This is a genomic window from Nonomuraea sp. NPDC001699, from assembly GCF_053596455.1.
The window spans coordinates 73,994-91,763 of sequence record NZ_JBSFGF010000023.1 but is presented as its reverse complement, the minus strand read 5'-3'; the positions used below and the strand labels follow the sequence as shown (position 1 = coordinate 91,763).

Here is a 17,770-nt window from a genome sequence, read left to right as displayed (position 1 = left end):
CCCGCGCCTTGAACACGTGTACGTCCGTTCACCCAACGTGAGCGGAAGGCGTCGATTAGCGTCCGACCATGACTGCCGAAGCGGCGACCCGCAACACAGAAGCCCCATCCTCGCTCCCCGACTGGGCCTTCCCCCCACCACAGGGCTACGTCGCCGAAGACCTCGATCACATCCCGGATCTCCCCGCGCACACACAGTTGATCGACGGAAGCCTGGTCTTCGCGCGCCCCCGGCAACGCTTCCACCACGACGTGATCTTCGGCCTGCACCGAGCGCTCGCCGACGCCGCGCCCGACCCTCTCCAGGTCTGCCAGGAGATGACCGTCAAGCTGGCGCCCATGCAACGGCCCGAACCCGACCTGATCGTGCTGGGTCCGGAGGCGCCCTCCGACGAGGGTGTCAGCTGCTACCAGGCCGAGGATGTCATCCTCGCCGTCGAAGTGGTCTCCCCCGACTCGGTGGTGCGCGACAGGAAGCGTAAGCCCACCCTCTACGCCAAGGCGGGCATCCCGCACTTCTGGCGCATCGAAGAAGCCGGGGGCCGGCCGGTGGTCTACGTCTACGAGATCGACCCCGCCACCGGCGCCTACATCGGCACCGGCATCCACCACGACCGGCTCAAGCTGACCCTGCCGTTCGACCTCGACATCGACCTCACCACGCTCTACACCGCCTGACGAAAAAGGGCCGGTACGGCGATCCGTACCGGCCCGTTCCCGTGACGTCAGACGCCGCGCAGTTGCGCTCCCACGCGGTCGGCCGCCATCGCCACCGCCGCGTCCCTGGCCGCCGTCGTCTCCTCGACCGTCAACGTACGGTCGGCCGCCCGGAACCGCATCGTGTAGGCGAGCGACTTGTTCCCCTCGCCCACCTGCTCACCCGCGTAGACGTCGAACAGCCGCACCGACTCCAGCAGCTCCCCGGCCCCGTCGCGCAGCGCCGCCTCCACGTCGGCCACCGGCGTGAAGTCGGGCACGATCAGCGCCACGTCCTGTGTCGCCACCGGGTACGGGGACACCGGCGGCGCCTGCACCGGCCCCGGCATGCCCGACTCCAGCCGCGACAGCTCCAGCTCCATGGCGGCGGTACGCGGCGGCAGCCCGTACGCCTCGATGACCCGCGGATGCAGCTCACCGGCGTGCCCCACCAGCGTGTCGCCCACGTAGAGGGCGGCGCACCGGCCCGGGTGCCAGGGCTCGTGCTGGTCGGCGCTGATGGACAGCTCGATCCGCGACTCGGCGGCGACCAGCCGGGCGGCCTGCACCGCGTCGGCCCACGAGGCCTCGCGGCCGGAGCCCCACCAGCCGGACCGCTCGAACTCCCCGGCCAGCACGACCGCGACCCGCAGCGGCTGGTCGGGCAGCGCCGCCTCGATCGAGGCCAGCTCCTCCTCGGTGGGACGGCGCGCGACGCCGAGCACCGGAGCGGCCGCGGGGGCGTTCTCGCGGGGCCGGTAGACCGCGCCCGTCTCGAACAGCGCCACGTCGCCGAAGCCGCGCCCGACGTTGCGGACCAGCGTCTTGAGCAGGCCGGGCAGCAGCGTCGTGCGCATCAGCGGCTCGTCCTCCGACAGCGGGTTGGCCAGGCGCATGGCCCGGCGCCGCGCGTCGTCGGCGGGCAGCTGGAGGCGGTCGAAGTCGTCGGCGCCGATGAACGGGTAGCTGAGCACCTCGACGTAGCCGCCCTCGGCCAGCGCCCGGCCGACCCGCCGGCGCAGCCGCTGCCCCTCGGTCAGCCCGGCGCCCGCCGGCGCGCTGGGCAGCACCGACGGCAGCCGGTCGTAGCCTTCGAGCCGGATGACCTCTTCGGCCAGGTCGTTGGGGTCGGTGAGGTCGGGCCGCCAGGACGGCGGGGTCACCGTGATCATGTCCGGCCCGGTGACGGCCAGCCTGGCCGCCAGCTCGCCGCCGGTCACCACGCCGGTCGGGTCGACGCCGCCCTGGCGCACGGCCGGGTCGTCGCCGTCGGTCACGACGCAGCCCACCTGCTCCAGGCGGCCGACGACGACCTCCTTGGCGTACGGCAGGCCCGCCACGGCCGACGGATGACCGGCCGGGATCGCGATGCGCGCCGGCGTGACGTCGACCTCGGCGTGCGTCACCCCGGGCTGCACGGTCGCGCCGCCCAGCTCGGCCAGCAGCTGCACCGCCCGCCAGGAAGCGACCAGCGGCAGCTCGCGGTCGACGCCGCGCTCGAACCGCTTGGACGCCTCCGACACCAGCCCGTGCCGGCGCGACTCGCGCGAGATGCCGGTGGCCGAGAAGTGGGCGGCCTCGATGACGATGTCGGTCGAGCCGTCGGAGATCTCGGTCTCCAGCCCGCCCATCGTGCCCGCCATGGAGATCGGGCCCGACTCGTCGGTGATGAGGATGTCGTCGGGGTCGAGCTCGCGCACGACGTGGTCGAGTGTCTCCAGCCGCTCGCCCTCCCGGGCCCGCCGTACGACGATCTCGCCGGTCAGCTTCGACCGGTCGAAGGCGTGCAGCGGCTGGCCGAGCTCCAGCATCAGGTAGTTGGTGACGTCGACGGCCAGCGACACCGGGCGCATGCCGGACCGGCTCAGCCGCACCCGCATCCACAGCGGGCTCTGGGCGGCCGGGTCGAAGCCGCGCACCTCGCGCAGCACGAACCGGTCGCAGGCCGTCGGGTCGCCGATGGAGGCCGGCCAGGACGGCTCGGTCTCGGCGGGCACCTCGACGTCGGCCGGGTCGCGGAAGGCCACGCCGAACGCGGTGGCCACCTCGCGGGCCACGCCGCGCACGGACAGCGCGTAGCCGATGTCGGGCGTGATCTCCAGCTCGATCACGTCGTCGCGCAGGCCGAGCAGCTCGACCACGTCGGTGCCGATGGGCGTGTCGGCGGGCAGCACCATGATGCCGTTGTGGTCGTCGCCGAGGCCCAGCTCGCGCTCGGAGCAGATCATGCCCTCGGACATGCGCCCGTACGTCTTGCGCGCCCCCACCTCGAACCCGCCCGGCAGCACGCCGCCGGGCAGCACGACCGGCACGCGGTCGCCGGCGACGAAGTTCGTGGCGCCGCAGACGATCTCGCGCGGCGTCGCCTCGCCCACCTCGACCTTGCAGTGCCTGATCGGCTTCTTGAAACCGGACAGCTCCTCGATCTCCAGCACCTCGCCGACGACGACGTTCTTGACGTCGTGGCCGTAGGAGGTGATGGCCTCGAGCTTGAGCCCGGCCATGGTGAGCCTGTCGGCCACCTCGTGCGCGGTGGCCGCCGGGAGATCGACGTACTCCCGCAGCCAGGAGAGCGGGACCTTCATCAGATCTCCATTCCGAACGGGAGCGTGAAGCGCACGTCCCCCTCGATCATGTCTCGCATGTCTTCGGCGTTGTAGCGGAACATCAGCGTGCGCTCGATCCCCATGCCGAACGCGAACCCGGAGTAGCGCGAGGGGTCGACGCCGCAGGCGATGAGCACCCGCGGGTTGACCATGCCGCAGCCGCCCCACTCGATCCAGCCCTCGGACTTGCAGGTGCGGCACGGCGGGTTGCCGGGGATCGCCGAGGCGCCGCGGCAGACGAAGCACTTCAGGTCCATCTCGGCGGACGGCTCGGTGAAGGGGAAGTAGTTCGGCCGGAACCGGGTGGTGATGCCCTTGCCGAACATGACCTCGGCGAACCTGTCGAGCGTGCCCTTGAGGTGGGCCATGGTCAGGCCCTCGTCGACGGCCAGCCCCTCGGTCTGGTGGAAGACCGGGGTGTGGGTGGCGTCGAGCTCGTCGGTGCGGAACGTCTTGCCCGGCGAGATCACGTAGACCGGCAGCTCGCGCTGCAGCAGCGCGCGGATCTGCACCGGCGAGGTCTGGGTGCGCAGCACCATGCCCGACTCGGTGGAGTCCACGAAGAACGTGTCGTGCTCGGAGCGGGCCGGGTGGTCGGTGGCGATGTTGAGCGCGTCGAAGTTGAACCACTCGCCTTCGAGCTCGGGGCCCTCGGCGACCTCGTAGCCCATGGCGACGAACGCGTCGGCGATGCGCTCCTGCAGCGTGGTCAGCGGGTGGCGGGCGCCGCGCGGCCGGCGGTCCCACGGCAGGGTGACGTCGACGGTCTCCTCGACGAGCACCCGGGCGTCGCGCTCGGCCTCCAGCTCGGCCTGGCGGGCGGCCAGCGCCTCGCCGATCGCTCTGCGGGCGCCGCCGACGCGCTTGCCGGCCTCGGCTCGGGCGGCCGGCGGCAGGGCGCCGATCTCGCGGTTGGCCAGGGCGATGGGCGAGCGGTCGCCCGCGTGCGCCAGCCTGGCCTGCTTGAGTGCGTCGAGGCTGTCGGCCGCCTTGATCGCCGTGAGGGCGTCGGCCTCCATGCGGGACAGCTCGTCGGCGTGCAACGGCGTCACCTCGACGGGGTCGTAGTCAGACAAGAGTGAGCTCCGTATCCAGGGCTTGAGCGGAAACGAGTCTAGTGGGGCCCGCCCACCGGACCGACTTCGACGGGCTCAGGCGGCAAGCCGCTCGGGGCTTCAGACCGTGGCGAAGTCGGGTGTGCCGGTGGGCACGGTAAATCGGAACTCCGCGCCGCCCTCGGGCGCGCGCTGCACGGTGATCGTGCCGCCGTGTGCCTCGACCAGGCCCTTCACGATGAACAGGCCGAGCCCGGTGCCGCCGCGGCGGCGGCTGTTGCCGCCCCGCCAGAACTGCCGGAAGACGCGCGGAGCCAGCTCGGGCTCGATGCCCTCGCCCTCGTCGCGCACCGACACGGCCACTCCCCATCCGACGGACTCGATCTCGATCGTCACGGTGCCACGCCCGTGGCGCACCGCGTTCTCCACCAGATTACCCAGAATCTGGTCGATCTTGTCCTGGTCGAGCCACATCTCGGGCAGGCGGTCGCCGACGATCAGGCGGTAGCGGTCTTCGGAGTCGCCCGCCGCGACCCGGCCGGCGACAAGCCGGCGCGCCCTGGCCGGCAGGTCGACGACCTGGCGGCGCACCTCCAGCCGCCCGGACTCGATGCGCGAGACGTCGAGCAGCTCGGTGATGAGACGGGTGACGCGGTCGGCGTCGTTGTTGACGGTCTCCAGCATGACGCGCTTCTGCTCGTCGGTGAAGCGCGTCCACTTGGCCAGCAGGGTGGCGGTGAAGCCCTTGACGCTGGTCAGCGGCGAGCGCAGCTCGTGGGCCACGGTGGAGACCAGGTCGGCGCGGCTGCGCTCCAGCCGGGCGCGGGCGCCGCCGTCGCGCAGCGTGATCGTCACGCGTTCGACCTCGCCGCCGCGCTCGGGCTCGCGCACCAGCCGGGCCGCGACGTAGAGCTCCTGCCCGCCCGGCAGGTGCAGCGGCCGCTCGGGGACCCTGGTGCGGGTACGCAGCCCGCCCTCGGGGTCGAGGCCCTTCCACCACTCGCGCCCGTCGTGGTCGCGGAAGGGGAAGACCTCGTTCATCTCCCGGCCCACCGCGCGCTCCATGGCGACCCGCGTGAGCCGGACGGCGGCCCGGTTGACGGCCAGCACGCACCCATATCGGTCGGTCACGATAAGGCCGTCGGGGAGGTCGTCGATGGAGATCGTGCACGCGGCGGCCACGACTCGCCCGTCGGTTTCTGCGCCGTGCACGACCTCGCCTCCTCCGCCTACAACGCCGACAATAGCGGGTTTCCGGCCGCCTAGGGCACTCGCTGAGCCCTGGCGGAGGAGTAAAGGCACACCGCCGCGGCGGTGGCCAGGTTCAGACTTTCAGCCTGTCCGTAGATAGGCACTCTGACCACATCGTCCGCCTCGGCGCGTATCTCCTCCGGCAGTCCCCAGGCCTCGTTCCCGAAGATCCACACGGTCGGTCCGGAAAGATCCACGTCGTCGAGCGTGTGCTTGCCCGCGCCGTCGGCCGCCAGCACGCGCATGCCCCGCTCCCTGAGTTGACGCACGGCGGGGGCGACCGGTGCACCGATGACGACCGGCAAATGGAACAGGCTGCCCGCGCTGGCGCGTACGCACTTGCCGTTGTAGGGGTCGACGGAGGCGTCGGTGAAGATCACGGCGTCCGCCCCGGCGGCGTCGGCCGCCCGCATGACGGTGCCGGCGTTGCCCGGGTCGCGTACGTGCGCCAGCATCGCGACCAGCTTCGGCTCCCCGTCGAGCGCCTCCTCCAGCGGCACGTGCACGAACCGGCACACCGCCAGCAGCCCCTGCGGGGTCACGGTCTGGGACAGCTCCGACATGACCTCGCCGCTGGCCCGGTGGACGGGCACCCCCTGCAGCGTGGCCTGGGTGACGAGCTCGGCGTGCCGCAGCTCGGCCTCGGCCGTGGCGAACAGCTCCAGGACCACCCCGTCGAGCTTGAGCGCCTCACGCACCGCCTGCGGCCCTTCGGCCAGAAACCTGCGGTCCTGCTCCCTGAAGGCGCGCTTGGTGAGCCTGCGTGCGGCCTTCACCCTCGGCGACTTCACGTTGGTCAGCTCGGACCCGGCCATGCTCTCCCCCTGGTCATGCGTGGATACAGCAAAAGGGCCCACCGTGACGGTGGGCCCTCATGTGTCTGAAGGCGACCTCAGCTCGCGGTTGCCGGAGCGTTCACGTTCGCCGGGAGCGCCTTCTTGGCGGCCTCGACGAGCGTGGCGAAGGTCGGGGCGTCGTTGACCGCGAGGTCAGCGAGGATCTTGCGGTCGACCTCGATGCCGGCCAGGCGCAGGCCCTGGATCAGGCGGTTGTAGGTCATGCCGTTGGCGCGGGCAGCGGCGTTGATCCGCTGGATCCACAGACGGCGGAACGCACCCTTACGGTCCTTGCGGTCCCGGTAGGCGTACGTCATCGAGTGGAGCATCTGCTCCTTGGCCTTGCGGTACAGCCTCGACCGCTGGCCACGATAACCACTCGCCCTGTCGAGGACGACCTTGCGCTTCTTCTTGGCGTTGAGCGCCCGCTTCACGCGTGCCATGTTCTTCTCCCCGGGGGTTCGCGCTACTTGGCGAGCAGCTTCTTGATCTTCTTGGTGTCTGCCGGCGAAACGACGACTTCACCCTTGAGACGACGCGTCAGCGTGGAGGACTTCCACTCGTTGTAGTGCGCGCGGCTGGCGCGGCGGCGCTTGAGCTTGCCGGTGCCGGTGAGCCGGAACCGCTTCTTCGCACCGCTGTGCGTCTTCATCTTCGGCATGTCGCCGTCTCTCCTCAATTCGGTCGTGCCGGTGGCCGGGCCGGTGCTGGCCGACCCGGTCGCGGCTTGTTCGTCTGCCGGTGGCGGCTGCTGGGGCGCGTGTTGTAAGGCTAACCCCAGCCGCAGGTCACGCTTCCTGTACGGAAGGTTCCGCTTCCGGTACGGAAGCCTCCTCTTCCAGCTCGGAAGGCTCCTCGCCACGCTGCGCCTTGGCGGCGGCCTTTTCGGCCTTGGCCTCGGCCTTCTTCTTGTGCGGACCGATCACCATGATCATGTTACGGCCGTCCTGCTTGGGCTGGGACTCCACGAACCCGAGCTCCTGGACGTCCTCCGCGAGCCGCTGCAGCAGCCGGAAGCCGAGCTCCGGCCGGGACTGCTCACGCCCACGGAACATGATCGTGACTTTGACCTTGTCCCCCGCCTTGAGGAACCGCACCACGTGACCCTTCTTGGTCTCGTAGTCGTGCGGGTCGATCTTCGGCCGGAGCTTGATCTCCTTGATGATCGTGTGCGCCTGATTCTTGCGCGCCTCGCGCGCCTTCATCGCGGACTCGTACTTGAACTTGCCGTAGTCCATGAGCTTGCACACGGGCGGTCGAGCCGTGGCCGCGACCTCGACGAGGTCAAGGTCGGCCTCCTGGGCGAGCTTCAGCGCGTCGTGAATGCTGACGATGCCGACCTGCTCGCCGTTCGGGCCCACGAGGCGAACCTCGGGAACTCGGATACGCTCGTTGATGCGGGGCTCAGTGCTGATGGGGCCTCCTAGGTTTGCGATCCCTACGTGCTCGTCGTGGCGGGGGCCTTCCGCGCCGAAGACGCGAAAAGCCCCGCACGTCGCGCATGCGGGGCCACTGAGCTCTGTGGCTTCGTGGCCTCGAGCTCCCCGGAGAGTCCGGCGTGATCCTGGACCCGGCCGCCTTGCGGTGACTCGGGTGGGAGGGAGACCTCCGCTTGCGCGTCCAGCAAGGCATGCCGGACCGATCAGAGAGCTACATTACCACAACCACGCAGGCGCCTCGAATCATCCCGCAGGCACGGGTAATCGTCCGGGAGATCAGCCCTGCGGGGCCGTGGACCGCCGGGCGATCTCGGCCTCGCCCGCCGCGCGCATGGCCTCGACCGGCACGTCCGTGCGGCCGGTCATCAGCTCCACCTGGCGCACGGCCTGGTGCAGGAGCATCGGGAAGCCGCCGACCACCGTGCCGCCCGCCTCGCGGACCGCCGTGGCCGCCCTGGTCGGCCAGGGGGCGTAGACCACGTCGAACAGCGCCGGCACCCGGGCCAGCCGCCCCGCCCACGCGTCGGCGGCCCCCGCGGGCAGCGTGGAGACCACCAGGTCCACCCCGATGGACGCGTCGAGCTTGTCGAACGTCTCCACCGCCAGCGTCACGCCCAGCCGGTCGGCCACCTCGGCCGTCTCCCCCGCCCTGGCCGGGTCGCGTACCAGCAGCGTGACCGCGAACAGCCCCAGGTTGCGCAGGGCCGCCAGCGCGGAGGCGGCCGTGGCGCCGCCGCCCAGGACGGTCGCCGAGCACGGCGCGGGCACGCCCGCCTCGGCCAGCGCCCGCTCGATGCCGTGGACGTCGGTGTTGTGCCCGTGACGCAGGCCGTCGGCGAAGACCACGGTGTTGGCCCCGCCCACCTCGACGGCCAGGTCGGAGACGGTGTCGAGGAGCGGCAGCACGGCCCGCTTGAGCGGCATCGTCAGCGACAGGCCCGCCCAGGCCCGCTCGCCGCCGCCCTGTCCGCGTACGGGGGTCAGCCCGGCGAGCAGGCCGGGCAGCCGCGCCTCGTCGCACTCGAACGCCTCGTAGCTCCACTCGTCGAGCCCCATCGCCGCGTAGGCGGCCCTGTGCAGGTGGGGCGAGAGCGAATGCCCGATCGGCGAGCCCATGACCGCAGCCCGCATCGACACTCCTTCCGGAAACACGGTCCTTACTCCTACCACGCCGCGTGGGCGGGCCGCCGGTCGTCCCGCAGCCCGCCTGCGGGGGTCAGCCGCCGTTCCGCTTGTACTCGGCCAGCAGTGCCTGGCGTTCGGCCTCGGTGGTGGCGAACTTGGTGACGCTGCTCTTGGGGTCGGTGGCGACGAAGTAGAGCCAGTCGCCCTTGGCCGGGTTGAGCGCCGCCTCGATGGCGTGCTGACCCGGGTTCGAGATCGGGCCCGGCGGCAGGCCGAGGTACATGTAGGTGTTGTACCGGCTCTTCGTCTTCGTCTCGGCGAAGGTGGCGGCGGTGCGGTACTTGTTGAGGGCGTACATGACCGTGCTGTCCATCTCCAGCTTCATCTCCGGGTCGCGGTCGAGCCGGTTGTAGATGACGCGGGCGATCTTGGGCATGTCCTCGAACCGGCCGGCCTCGGCCTGGATGATGCTGGCGATGATCACGATGTCCTGGGGCTTGTGCCCGAGCGCCTTGGCGCCGCCTTCGAGGTCGACCTCCTCGGCGGTCTGGTTGAACCGCTTGACCATCGCGCCCAGGATCTGGGCCGGGGTGGCGTTGGGCGGGAACTGGTAGGTGGCCGGGAAGGCGTACCCTTCGAGCTTGCCCTTGGCGTACGACGGCAGGTCGAGGTCGCCGGTCTCCTTGGCCGCGGCCGCGAACCCCTTGACCGGCTTGTCCGTCGCCTTGGCCAGCGTGGTCAGCGTGTCGGACAGGCGCAGGCCCTCCTTGACCGGCACCTTGGCCAGCAGCTTGTTCTCGGGGCTCAGCATCGCCACCGCGTCGGCCGCCGACATCTTCTTGCGCATCTTGTACTGGCCGGGCTGGAGCGACCCGCTCTTGCCGGCGTTGCCGATGGCGGTGCTGAACGCCCTGGCGCTGGCCACGACGCCCAGGCGCACGAGTTCCTCGGCCACCTCCGACGCGCTCTGGCCGTCCTTGATCTCGACGATCACCTCGCCGGTGCCCTGGCCGGTGTAGTCGTCGGGGACGAGGGCGTCGCTGACCCACAGGTAGCCGTAGTAGCCGCCGCCGCCGATGATGCCCGCCAGCACCACGAAGGCGAGCAGCGGCGCGATGAAGCCGCCACGGTTGCGCCGTCTGCGCCGCCGGCGGTTGCCGCCGCGCTTTCCGGAGCCACGGGAACGGCGCCGGGACCGACCCTCGTCGTCCTCGGTGCCGAGCAGGGAGTTCAGATCGAGATCGCTCATAGGTGCGCTGGCCAATCTCCCGGTACGGCCCGTTCGGCGTCAAGCGGTTGTGCCGAACCGGCTGGGGTCACCGGGCGGAACGGGGGGATCCGCCGGGCATGCTCCCACGACCAGCGGAGATCACTCTGGGTAGCCATGCTAGGGGATGAGAAGAGAGCGCATGACCCGGGATGGGGCTTTTGCGCGGGGACGAGGGGGGTCCCGCCGAACATCAGCCTGTCCCGAGGTTCTTGTTCAACTCTTCCCGGTATCTCACGAACTCGCTCTCTTTGTTGGTGAATTTGGTGATTCTATGCGCCGGATCCGTCGTCACAAACCAGTGCCAATCACCTGCGGCTGGGTTCAGCGCCGCCAGCAGCGCCTTCTCCCCCGGATTGGCTATGGGCGCCGGCGGCAGCCCGCGGCGGCGGTAGGTGTTGTAGGGCGAGTTCACCTTGGTGTCGCTCTCCGTGACCTTCAGTGACCGGCGGTTCTGCGCGTACAGGACCGTGGTGTCCAGCTCCAGCGGCGTGTTGCTCTTGAGCCTGTTGTAGATCACTCTGGCGATCTTGGGGTAATCGGCGTCGGTGCCGCCCTCCGCCTGGACGAGGCTGGCGACCGTGAGGACCTCCAGCGGGGTCAGGCCGAGCCGCCGGGCCCCGTCCGCCAGATGGATCTGCCGGGCGGCCACGCCCCACCGCTCCACCATGGCGGCCAGTACGTCCACGGGCTTGTCGCCGGGCTCGACGTCGTAGGTGGCGGGGAACAGGAAGCCCTCGATCCCGGGCGCGTACGTGGGCAGCCCGATGAGGCTCTTGTCGACAGCCTGCAGCTCCTTCAGCGGCAGCGCAGCCAGGTGGGCGACGCGCCGCAGCACCTCGTTCGCGCGCAGCCCCTCGGGCACCGCCACCCGCCTGACGAGCCGGGACGTCGGCGCGAGCAGCAGATCGAGCGCCGCGCCCGCGGCCATGCCCTTGCGCAGCCGGTAGTGGCCGGGACGCAGCCGGTTGGCCACGGCCCGCTCCTGGGCCGCGTTCACGAACGAACGCGAGCTGGCCACCACCCCCGCGTCGGCCAGCGCGGTGCCGATCTCCTCGGCGTTCGCGCCCGGCGGGATGCGGACGGTGACCGTCCCGCTGCCCACGCCCTCGAAGTCGTCGGGGCTCAGGTACGGCCTGACCACCGTGAGCGCGGCCGCCCCCGCCGCCACCAGGGCGGCCACCAGCGCGGCGGAGATCAGCCCCGCCTTGCCCAGGGCCCGGCCCCGACGCTGCGGCGGGCCGTCGCCGTCGCCCGGAGGCTCCCCGGCCGCCGGCTCCGGCGGCGACTCCTGCTCGGAGTCGGCCCGCTGGAACGGGACCACTTCGCCGCCGTCGTCCTCAGGGGTGGCGTTCACGTGACCACCTCGCCGGGCAGGCGCCGGGCGGGCAGCCCCGGAGTGGGCGCACAGGTCATGGCCTCGTCGCGGGCCTCGCGGTGCCGCCCGGTCATGAGGCAGGTCCGTCGGCCGCCGCGGGGGGCGGTTCGACGGGCCTGCCTGGTGGTCTGTCGGTGGCGCGTTCGGAGTCGAGGGCGTCCTGCAGCAGCACGACGGCGGCCGCCTGGTCGACGACCCCGCGCTGCTTCTTGGCGCGTACGCCGCTGGCCCGCAGCCCATGCTGGGCGGCGACCGTGGTGAGCCGCTCGTCGAACAGCCGCACCGGCGTGGGCGCCAGCCGCCCGGCCAGCTCGGTGGCGAACGCGCGGGCCAGCCCGGCCGCCTGCCCCTCACGCCCGGACAGCGAGGTGGGCAACCCCACGATCACCTCGATCGCCTCGTGCTCGGCGACGATCTCGGCGATGCGGTCGAGGTCGCCCTTGCCGCGCCGCACGGTCTCGACCGGCGTGGCCAGCGTCCCACTGGGGTCGCTGCGGGCCACGCCGATGCGTACGGATCCGACGTCGACGCCGATCCGCGAACCGAACCTCATGTCATCCGATCTGCTCGCCGATGGCCTGTTCGACCAGGCCGAGCGCGTCGCCCATCGCCTCGGGCCGCGTACCGCCGCCCTGCGCGACATCGTCCTTGCCGCCACCGCCACCCCCAAGAGCCTTGGCGGCGACGCCGACCAGCCTTCCGGCCTTGAGCCCCCGCTCGCGCCCCGCCTCGTTGACCGCGGCGACCACCACGGGCCGGTCGGAGGGGGCGCCGGCGATCACCACGACCGCCGGCCGGTCGGCCGGGAATCTGCCACGCACATCAAGCGCGAGCTTACGCAGGTCGTCGGCGCCGGTGCCATCAGGCGCGCGGTGAGTCACCACGGAGACTCCGTGCAGGTCACGGGCCTGGGACGCCAGCTCGCCGGCCACCTGGAGCACCTGCGCCGAGCGCACCTTCTCCAGCTCCTTCTCGGCGGTGCGCAGGCGGGTGACGATGCCCTCGATGCGCTCGGGCAGCTCCTCGCGGCGCGCCTTGAGCTGTTCGGACAGCTGGGCCACCAGCACGCTCTCGCGGGCCAGGAAGCGGAAGGCGTCGATGCCGACCAGCGCCTCGACCCGGCGCACGCCCGCGCCGACCGACTGCTCGCCCAGCACCTTGACCAGGCCGAGCTGCCCGGAGCTGTGGACGTGGGTGCCGCCGCACAGCTCGCGCGAGTAGTCGCCGATCTCGACCACGCGGACCTCGTCGCCGTACTTCTCGCCGAACATCGCCAGCGCGCCCATCGCCCTGGCCTCGGCCTGGGAGGTGTAGAACGCGTTGACCTTGAGGTCGTTGATCAGCACCGCGTTGACCTCGTCCTCGACGTCGCGCAGCACACTGGCCGGGACCGCGCCGGCCGCGGTGAAGTCGAAGCGGAAGCGGCCCGGGGAGTTCTCCGAGCCCGCCTGCGCGGCCGTCTCGCCCAGCGCGTTCTTGAAGCCGCGGTGGACCAGGTGGGTTGCGCTGTGGCTGCGCGAGATCGCCCGGCGGCGCTCGACGTCGATCTCGGCCTGGGCCTCGTCGCCGGCCTTCAGCTCACCGCTGCGGATCTTGCCGCGATGGACGATCAGGCCCTTGAGCGGCGACTGCACGTCGAGGATCTCGACCTCGGCGCCCGCCGTGCGGATGACGCCCTGGTCGGCGAGCTGGCCGCCGCCCTCGGCGTAGAACGGGGTGCGGCCGAGCACGATCTCGACGGTCGTGCCCGCGCCGGCCGCCGGCACGCTGACGCCGTCGACCAGGATGCCGACGACGGACGTCTCGGCCTCGGTCTCGTCGTAGCCGAGGAAGTCGATCTTGCCGGCCTTCTCCAGCAGGTGGCCGAAGACGGAGATGTCGGCGTTGCCGGTCTTCTTGGCCGCCGCGTCGGCCTTGGCGTTCTGCCGCTGCTCCTTCATGAGGCGGCGGAAGCCCTCTTCGTCGACCTTGAGCCCCTGCTCGGCCGCCATCTCCAGGGTGAGGTCGATCGGGAAGCCGTAGGTGTCGTGCAGCTTGAACGCCTGGTCGCCCGAGAGCGTCGTGCCCGACTTGCGCTTGGTCTCCTCGACGGCCACGTCGAAGATCGCGGTGCCGGTGCGGAGCGTGCCCAGGAAGGACGCCTCCTCCGCGTCGATGATCCCGTGGATCTGCGGCGCGTCGGCCTTGAGCTCGGGGTACTGCTCGCCCATCACGTTGATCGCGACGTCGGTCAGCTCGTGCATGTAGCGCTCGTCGCCGGAGCCGAGCAGGCGCAGGTTGCGCACCGAGCGGCGCAGGATGCGGCGCAGCACGTAGCCGCGGCCCTCGTTGCCGGGCATGACGCCGTCGGCGACCAGCATGGTGCCGGTGCGCACGTGGTCGGCGATCACGCGCAGGCTCACGTCGGCGCGGTGGTCGCGGCCGTAGCGGGTCTTGGTGAGCTCGGCCGCCTTGTCGAGGATCTTGTAGGTGGTGTCGATCTCGTAGAGGTTGTCGACGCCCTGCAGGATCGTCGCCATGCGCTCAAGGCCCATGCCGGTGTCGATGTTCTTGGCCGGCAGCTCGCCGGAGATGTCGAAGTCGACCTTGGTGCGGACCTGGCTGAGCTGGTACTGCATGAAGACGAGGTTCCAGACCTCGAGGTAGCGGTCCTCGTCGGCGACGGGGCCGCCCTCCTTGCCGTACTCGGGGCCGCGGTCGTAGTAGATCTCCGAGCAGGGGCCGCCGGGGCCGGGCACGCCCATGTGCCAGTAGTTGTCCTCCAGGCCGCGGCGCTGGATGCGGCTCTCGGGCACGCCGACCTTGTTGCGCCAGATGTCGTAGGCCTCGTCGTCCTCGAGGTAGACGGTCGCCCAGAGCCGGTCTTCGGGGAAGCCGAAGCCGCCGTCGGACTCGGAGCGGGTGAGCAGCTCCCACGCGAACGGGATCACTTCGGACTTGAAGTAGTCGCCGAAGGAGAAGTTGCCGAGCATCTGGAAGAAGGTGGCGTGCCGGGTGGTCTTGCCGACCTCTTCGATGTCGGGCGTGCGCACGCACTTCTGCGCGGTTGCCAGCCGTGACGCCGGAGGCTTGCGCTGCCCCAGGAAGTACGGCTTGAACGGCACCATACCGGCAGGAACCAGGAGTAGCGTGGGGTCCTCAGCGATCAGGCTGGCCGAGGGCACGACCTTGTGCCCACGCTCCTCGAAGAAGCGCAGGAAGCGGCGGGCTATCTCTGCCGACTCCATTGTGGCCATCCTTTGCTGGTAGTCAGTTGTTGTCTTCAGCGTTGTCGAGCCCGAAGCGGGCCCGCAACTGGGTTTCGCGCTCGGCGGCCTCGCCGAGCGCGTCAGAGGTAAAGTCTCTCACCCGCGCGAGCATGCCCGCCGCGCCGTCGGCCGTGCGCCGGACGACGTGGGTCGGGTGCAGCGCCTGCAGCCTGCGCATCACCCAGAAGGCGAGGAACGCGCCGAGTGAGAGGTAGAACAGCCGTCTGATCACCGGGACCGCCTCGGCGGCCTGCGGGCCTCGATGGCGCGCCGCACGCCGTAGCCGAGCGACGACACCTTGATCAACGGGCCCGTGAAGATGGTCTGCGTCACCGCGCTGAGCTTGGCGGCGTGGGCGCTGACCTGCTTGACGTCCTGGGCGATGGCCTCGACCGCGACCAGTTGCCTGTTGGTCTCGTTGACCGTGACGCTCACGTCGTCGAGCAGCGGAACCAGGCGGTTGTTCAGGTCGGAGACCGCCTTGGTGGTCTCGGTGAGCAGCCTGGCGAGCTTGACGAGCACCATGGCGAGAACGCAGACCAGGACAATCCAGCCCGTGGCCGCGATCAGCCCGGCGACCTCTCCAGCGGTAAGCATCCGCTCATCTCCCTCGTACGCTGGGCCGGAACGGCAAGAACCTTATCGCGTCCCGGCGACAACGTTCGTGAGGAAACCGGGTCCGATCCGGCGGCCAGGTCGCCTGCGGACGCTTCCGTGACCGATCGCATGCCGCCCTGACCAGGCCTTCCGCTGCCCTGCCGCCTCCTGTCACGCCGCCTGTCACGCCTCGGGGACGCGGGCGAAGGCGCGTACGGGAACCCGCCCGACGCCCTCCAGCAGCGGCGGCGCGGCCGTGAACAGGGCGCCGGTCGGCGGCAGCCGGTCGAGCCCGGTCAGCCGCTCCACGACCGGCACACCGGCGGCGAGCAGCACGTCGAGCGCCGGTCCGCCCACGCGCCCTTCGTCCCCCTCAGACGTGGTGCCGTCGAGGGTGTCGGCGTCGGTGCCGACCAGGGCCACGCCGCCCGCGGCCAGCCACGCGGCGGCCTCCGGGGTGAGCCGCCCGCCGTCGCCCGCGCCGGTGTGCAGCAGCACGGCCCTGCCGCGCACGTCGAAGGCGGCCAGCGTGCCCACGCCGACCTCCCGCCCCCCGGCCCCTTCCAGCCGCACCACCACGGTGGGCAGCTCGGCCGCGCGCGAGAGGGGCAGCCCCGGCAGGTCGCCGCCGGGCGCCACCAGGCAGGTGCCGCCCTCGGCGGGCGGACGGGCGAGCTCGACCAGCGCTCCCCCCGCCGCCGGGGCGGCCGTGGCCGCGCGGTCGGACGGCCCTCCCCTGGTGCCCTTGTGCGGCTCGGCGAAGATCTCGACGTTGGTCAGCTCGACGCCGTCGGTCATCAGCAGGCCGAGCGAGGCCACGAACAGGGCGGCGATCTCGCCTTCGGAGACGTCGGGCCCGGGCAGGTCGACGCGGAAGCCGTGGACGGCGAGGTCGCCGCCGTTGCCGAAGGTGATGCGGGCGTCGAAGCTCGCGCGGTGGTCGTTCGAGGTGACGGTCATGGTGGCGATCAATCTGGCGTGCGGGCGGGACGGTCAGGAGCCGCGCAGGAAGTCGCGGATCCTGGCCCAGCGGTCGGCCACGGGAGCCTCTGCGCCGTGGCGGGTGGGCTCGTAGTAGCGGCGGTCGCGCACCTGCTCGGGCGCGTAGTCCTGGCGCACCAGGCCGTGGTCGAAGTCGTGCGGGTACTTGTAGCCGTCGCCGTGGCCGAGCTTGGCGGCGCCGGGGTAGTGGGCGTCGCGCAGGTGGCCGGGGACCTGGCCGATCAGCCCCTTGCGGACGTCGCCGACCGCCGCGCCGATGGCCTTGACGACCGCGTTGGACTTGGGCGCCATCGCGCAGTGGATGACGGCCTGGGCCAGGTTGATCTGCCCCTCGGGCAGCCCGATGAGCTGCACGGCCTGGGCCACGGCCACCGCCGTCTGCAGGCAGGTGGGATCGGCCATGCCGACGTCCTCGGAGGCGAAGATGACGATGCGGCGGGCGATGAAGCGCGGGTCCTCGCCGGCCTCGATCATGCGGGCCAGGTAGTGGAGCGCCGCGTCGGCGTCGGAGCCGCGCATCGACTTGATGAACGCGCTGATCACGTCGTAGTGCTGGTCGCCCTGGCGGTCGTAGCGCACGGCCGCCTTGTCGGCGGCCTTCTCCACCACCTCGACGGTGATGTCGTCGGCCAGCAGGGCGGCGGCCTCCAGGTAGGTCAGCGACCTGCGGGCGTCGCCGCCGGCCAGGCGCACCAGGTGGTCGAGGGCCTCGGGCGCGAGCCGGGGCCGCCCGTCCAGGCCGCGCGGCTCGGCCACCGCGCGCTCCAGGACCGCGCGCACGTCGTCGTCGGACAGCGACTCCAGCGTGAGCAGCAGCGAGCGCGACAGCAGCGGCGAGATGACCGAGAAGGACGGGTTCTCGGTGGTGGCGCCGATGAAGGTGACCCAGCGGTTCTCCACCGCCGGCAGCAGGGCGTCCTGCTGGGCCTTGTTGAAGCGGTGGACCTCGTCGACGAACAGCACGGTCTGCCGGCCGCTCATGCCCAGCTCGCGGCGGGCGTTGTCGATGGCGGCGCGGACGTCCTTGACGCCCGCCGAGACGGCGGAGATCTCGACGAAGCGGCGCTTGGTGACGTTGGAGACGACGTAGGCCAGGGTCGTCTTGCCGGTGCCGGGCGGGCCCCACAGGAACAGCGACATGGGGGCCTCGCTCTCGACCAGCCGCCGCAGCGGGGTGCCGGGGCCCAGCAGGTGTCGCTGGCCGATCACCTCGTCGAGGGTGCGCGGGCGCATCCGCACCGCGAGGGGTTGCGGGGTGGCCTCCTCAGCCG

17 protein-coding genes are annotated in these 17,770 nt (G+C 71.4%); 1 reads left to right on the top strand and 16 read right to left on the bottom strand.

Annotated elements, in window-relative coordinates; genetic code table 11:
* Positions 1–68 precede the first annotated feature (68 nt).
* A complete protein-coding gene (locus tag ACWCSU_RS42265; protein ID WP_449942213.1) occupies positions 69–677 on the top strand; it encodes a Uma2 family endonuclease in 609 nt (202 codons plus the stop codon).
* A gap of 47 nt (positions 678–724) precedes the next feature.
* Here the strand turns inward: ACWCSU_RS42265 and ACWCSU_RS42260 are convergent, their stop codons facing one another.
* The 16 genes from ACWCSU_RS42260 to ACWCSU_RS42185 all read right to left on the bottom strand — a co-directional run bounded on the left by ACWCSU_RS42260 (position 725) and on the right by ACWCSU_RS42185 (position 17,732).
* Entirely contained in the window at positions 725–3,280 is a 2,556-nt protein-coding gene (locus ACWCSU_RS42260) for a phenylalanine--tRNA ligase subunit beta (protein WP_449942212.1), read from the bottom strand.
* Positions 3,280–4,320, bottom strand: a complete 1,041-nt coding sequence (gene pheS, locus ACWCSU_RS42255) for a phenylalanine--tRNA ligase subunit alpha (RefSeq protein ID WP_449942235.1) — start codon at positions 4,318–4,320, stop codon at positions 3,280–3,282. The genes ACWCSU_RS42260 and pheS overlap by 1 nt, the downstream gene beginning before the upstream one ends.
* A 156-nt stretch (positions 4,321–4,476) precedes the next feature.
* Complete coding sequence (locus ACWCSU_RS42250; RefSeq protein WP_364097387.1) at positions 4,477–5,568, bottom strand: sensor histidine kinase; 1,092 nt, start codon at positions 5,566–5,568, stop codon at positions 4,477–4,479.
* Between the two features lie 50 nt (positions 5,569–5,618).
* A complete protein-coding gene (locus ACWCSU_RS42245; protein ID WP_357703323.1) occupies positions 5,619–6,422 on the bottom strand; it encodes a TrmH family RNA methyltransferase in 804 nt (267 codons plus the stop codon).
* A 77-nt stretch (positions 6,423–6,499) separates the two neighbouring features.
* The gene (gene rplT, locus ACWCSU_RS42240) at positions 6,500–6,886 is read right to left on the bottom strand and encodes a 50S ribosomal protein L20 (protein WP_357703321.1); all 387 of its coding nucleotides are present in this window, start codon (positions 6,884–6,886) and stop codon (positions 6,500–6,502) included.
* Positions 6,887–6,909: 23 nt separating this feature from the next.
* Positions 6,910–7,104 carry a 50S ribosomal protein L35 gene (rpmI, locus tag ACWCSU_RS42235; protein WP_125635662.1) on the bottom strand — a complete coding sequence of 65 codons (195 nt, stop codon included), beginning with the start codon at positions 7,102–7,104 and terminating at the stop codon, positions 6,910–6,912.
* 127 nt (positions 7,105–7,231) lie between these two features.
* Positions 7,232–7,804, bottom strand: coding sequence for a translation initiation factor IF-3 (infC, locus tag ACWCSU_RS42230; RefSeq protein ID WP_449942211.1), 573 nt, complete (start codon positions 7,802–7,804; stop codon positions 7,232–7,234).
* A gap of 354 nt (positions 7,805–8,158) precedes the next feature.
* The gene (locus tag ACWCSU_RS42225; protein WP_449942210.1) at positions 8,159–9,013 is read right to left on the bottom strand and encodes a shikimate dehydrogenase; all 855 of its coding nucleotides are present in this window, start codon (positions 9,011–9,013) and stop codon (positions 8,159–8,161) included.
* An 85-nt stretch (positions 9,014–9,098) separates the two neighbouring features.
* Positions 9,099–10,256: an endolytic transglycosylase MltG gene (gene mltG / locus ACWCSU_RS42220; protein ID WP_449942209.1), complete on the bottom strand. Its 1,158-nt coding sequence runs from the start codon at positions 10,254–10,256 to the stop codon at positions 9,099–9,101.
* 211 nt (positions 10,257–10,467) lie between these two features.
* A complete protein-coding gene (mltG, locus tag ACWCSU_RS42215) occupies positions 10,468–11,631 on the bottom strand; it encodes an endolytic transglycosylase MltG (protein WP_449942208.1) in 1,164 nt (387 codons plus the stop codon).
* Positions 11,632–11,722: 91 nt separating this feature from the next.
* Positions 11,723–12,205: a Holliday junction resolvase RuvX gene (ruvX, locus tag ACWCSU_RS42210; RefSeq protein ID WP_357703313.1), complete on the bottom strand. Its 483-nt coding sequence runs from the start codon at positions 12,203–12,205 to the stop codon at positions 11,723–11,725.
* A 1-nt stretch (position 12,206) separates the two neighbouring features.
* A complete protein-coding gene (gene alaS, locus ACWCSU_RS42205) occupies positions 12,207–14,879 on the bottom strand; it encodes an alanine--tRNA ligase (RefSeq protein ID WP_449942207.1) in 2,673 nt (890 codons plus the stop codon).
* A 22-nt stretch (positions 14,880–14,901) separates the two neighbouring features.
* Positions 14,902–15,132 carry a hypothetical protein gene (locus ACWCSU_RS42200; RefSeq protein ID WP_357703309.1) on the bottom strand — a complete coding sequence of 77 codons (231 nt, stop codon included), beginning with the start codon at positions 15,130–15,132 and terminating at the stop codon, positions 14,902–14,904.
* Positions 15,129–15,497 (bottom strand): DUF948 domain-containing protein, encoded by a 369-nt coding sequence (locus ACWCSU_RS42195; RefSeq protein WP_357703307.1) that lies wholly within the window; start codon positions 15,495–15,497, stop codon positions 15,129–15,131. Before ACWCSU_RS42195 ends, ACWCSU_RS42200 begins: the two co-directional genes overlap by 4 nt.
* Before the next feature lie 183 nt (positions 15,498–15,680).
* The gene (locus ACWCSU_RS42190) at positions 15,681–16,457 is read right to left on the bottom strand and encodes a hypothetical protein (RefSeq protein ID WP_449942206.1); all 777 of its coding nucleotides are present in this window, start codon (positions 16,455–16,457) and stop codon (positions 15,681–15,683) included.
* 33 nt (positions 16,458–16,490) lie between these two features.
* Complete coding sequence (locus ACWCSU_RS42185) at positions 16,491–17,732, bottom strand: replication-associated recombination protein A (protein ID WP_449942234.1); 1,242 nt, start codon at positions 17,730–17,732, stop codon at positions 16,491–16,493.
* Positions 17,733–17,770 lie beyond the last annotated feature (38 nt).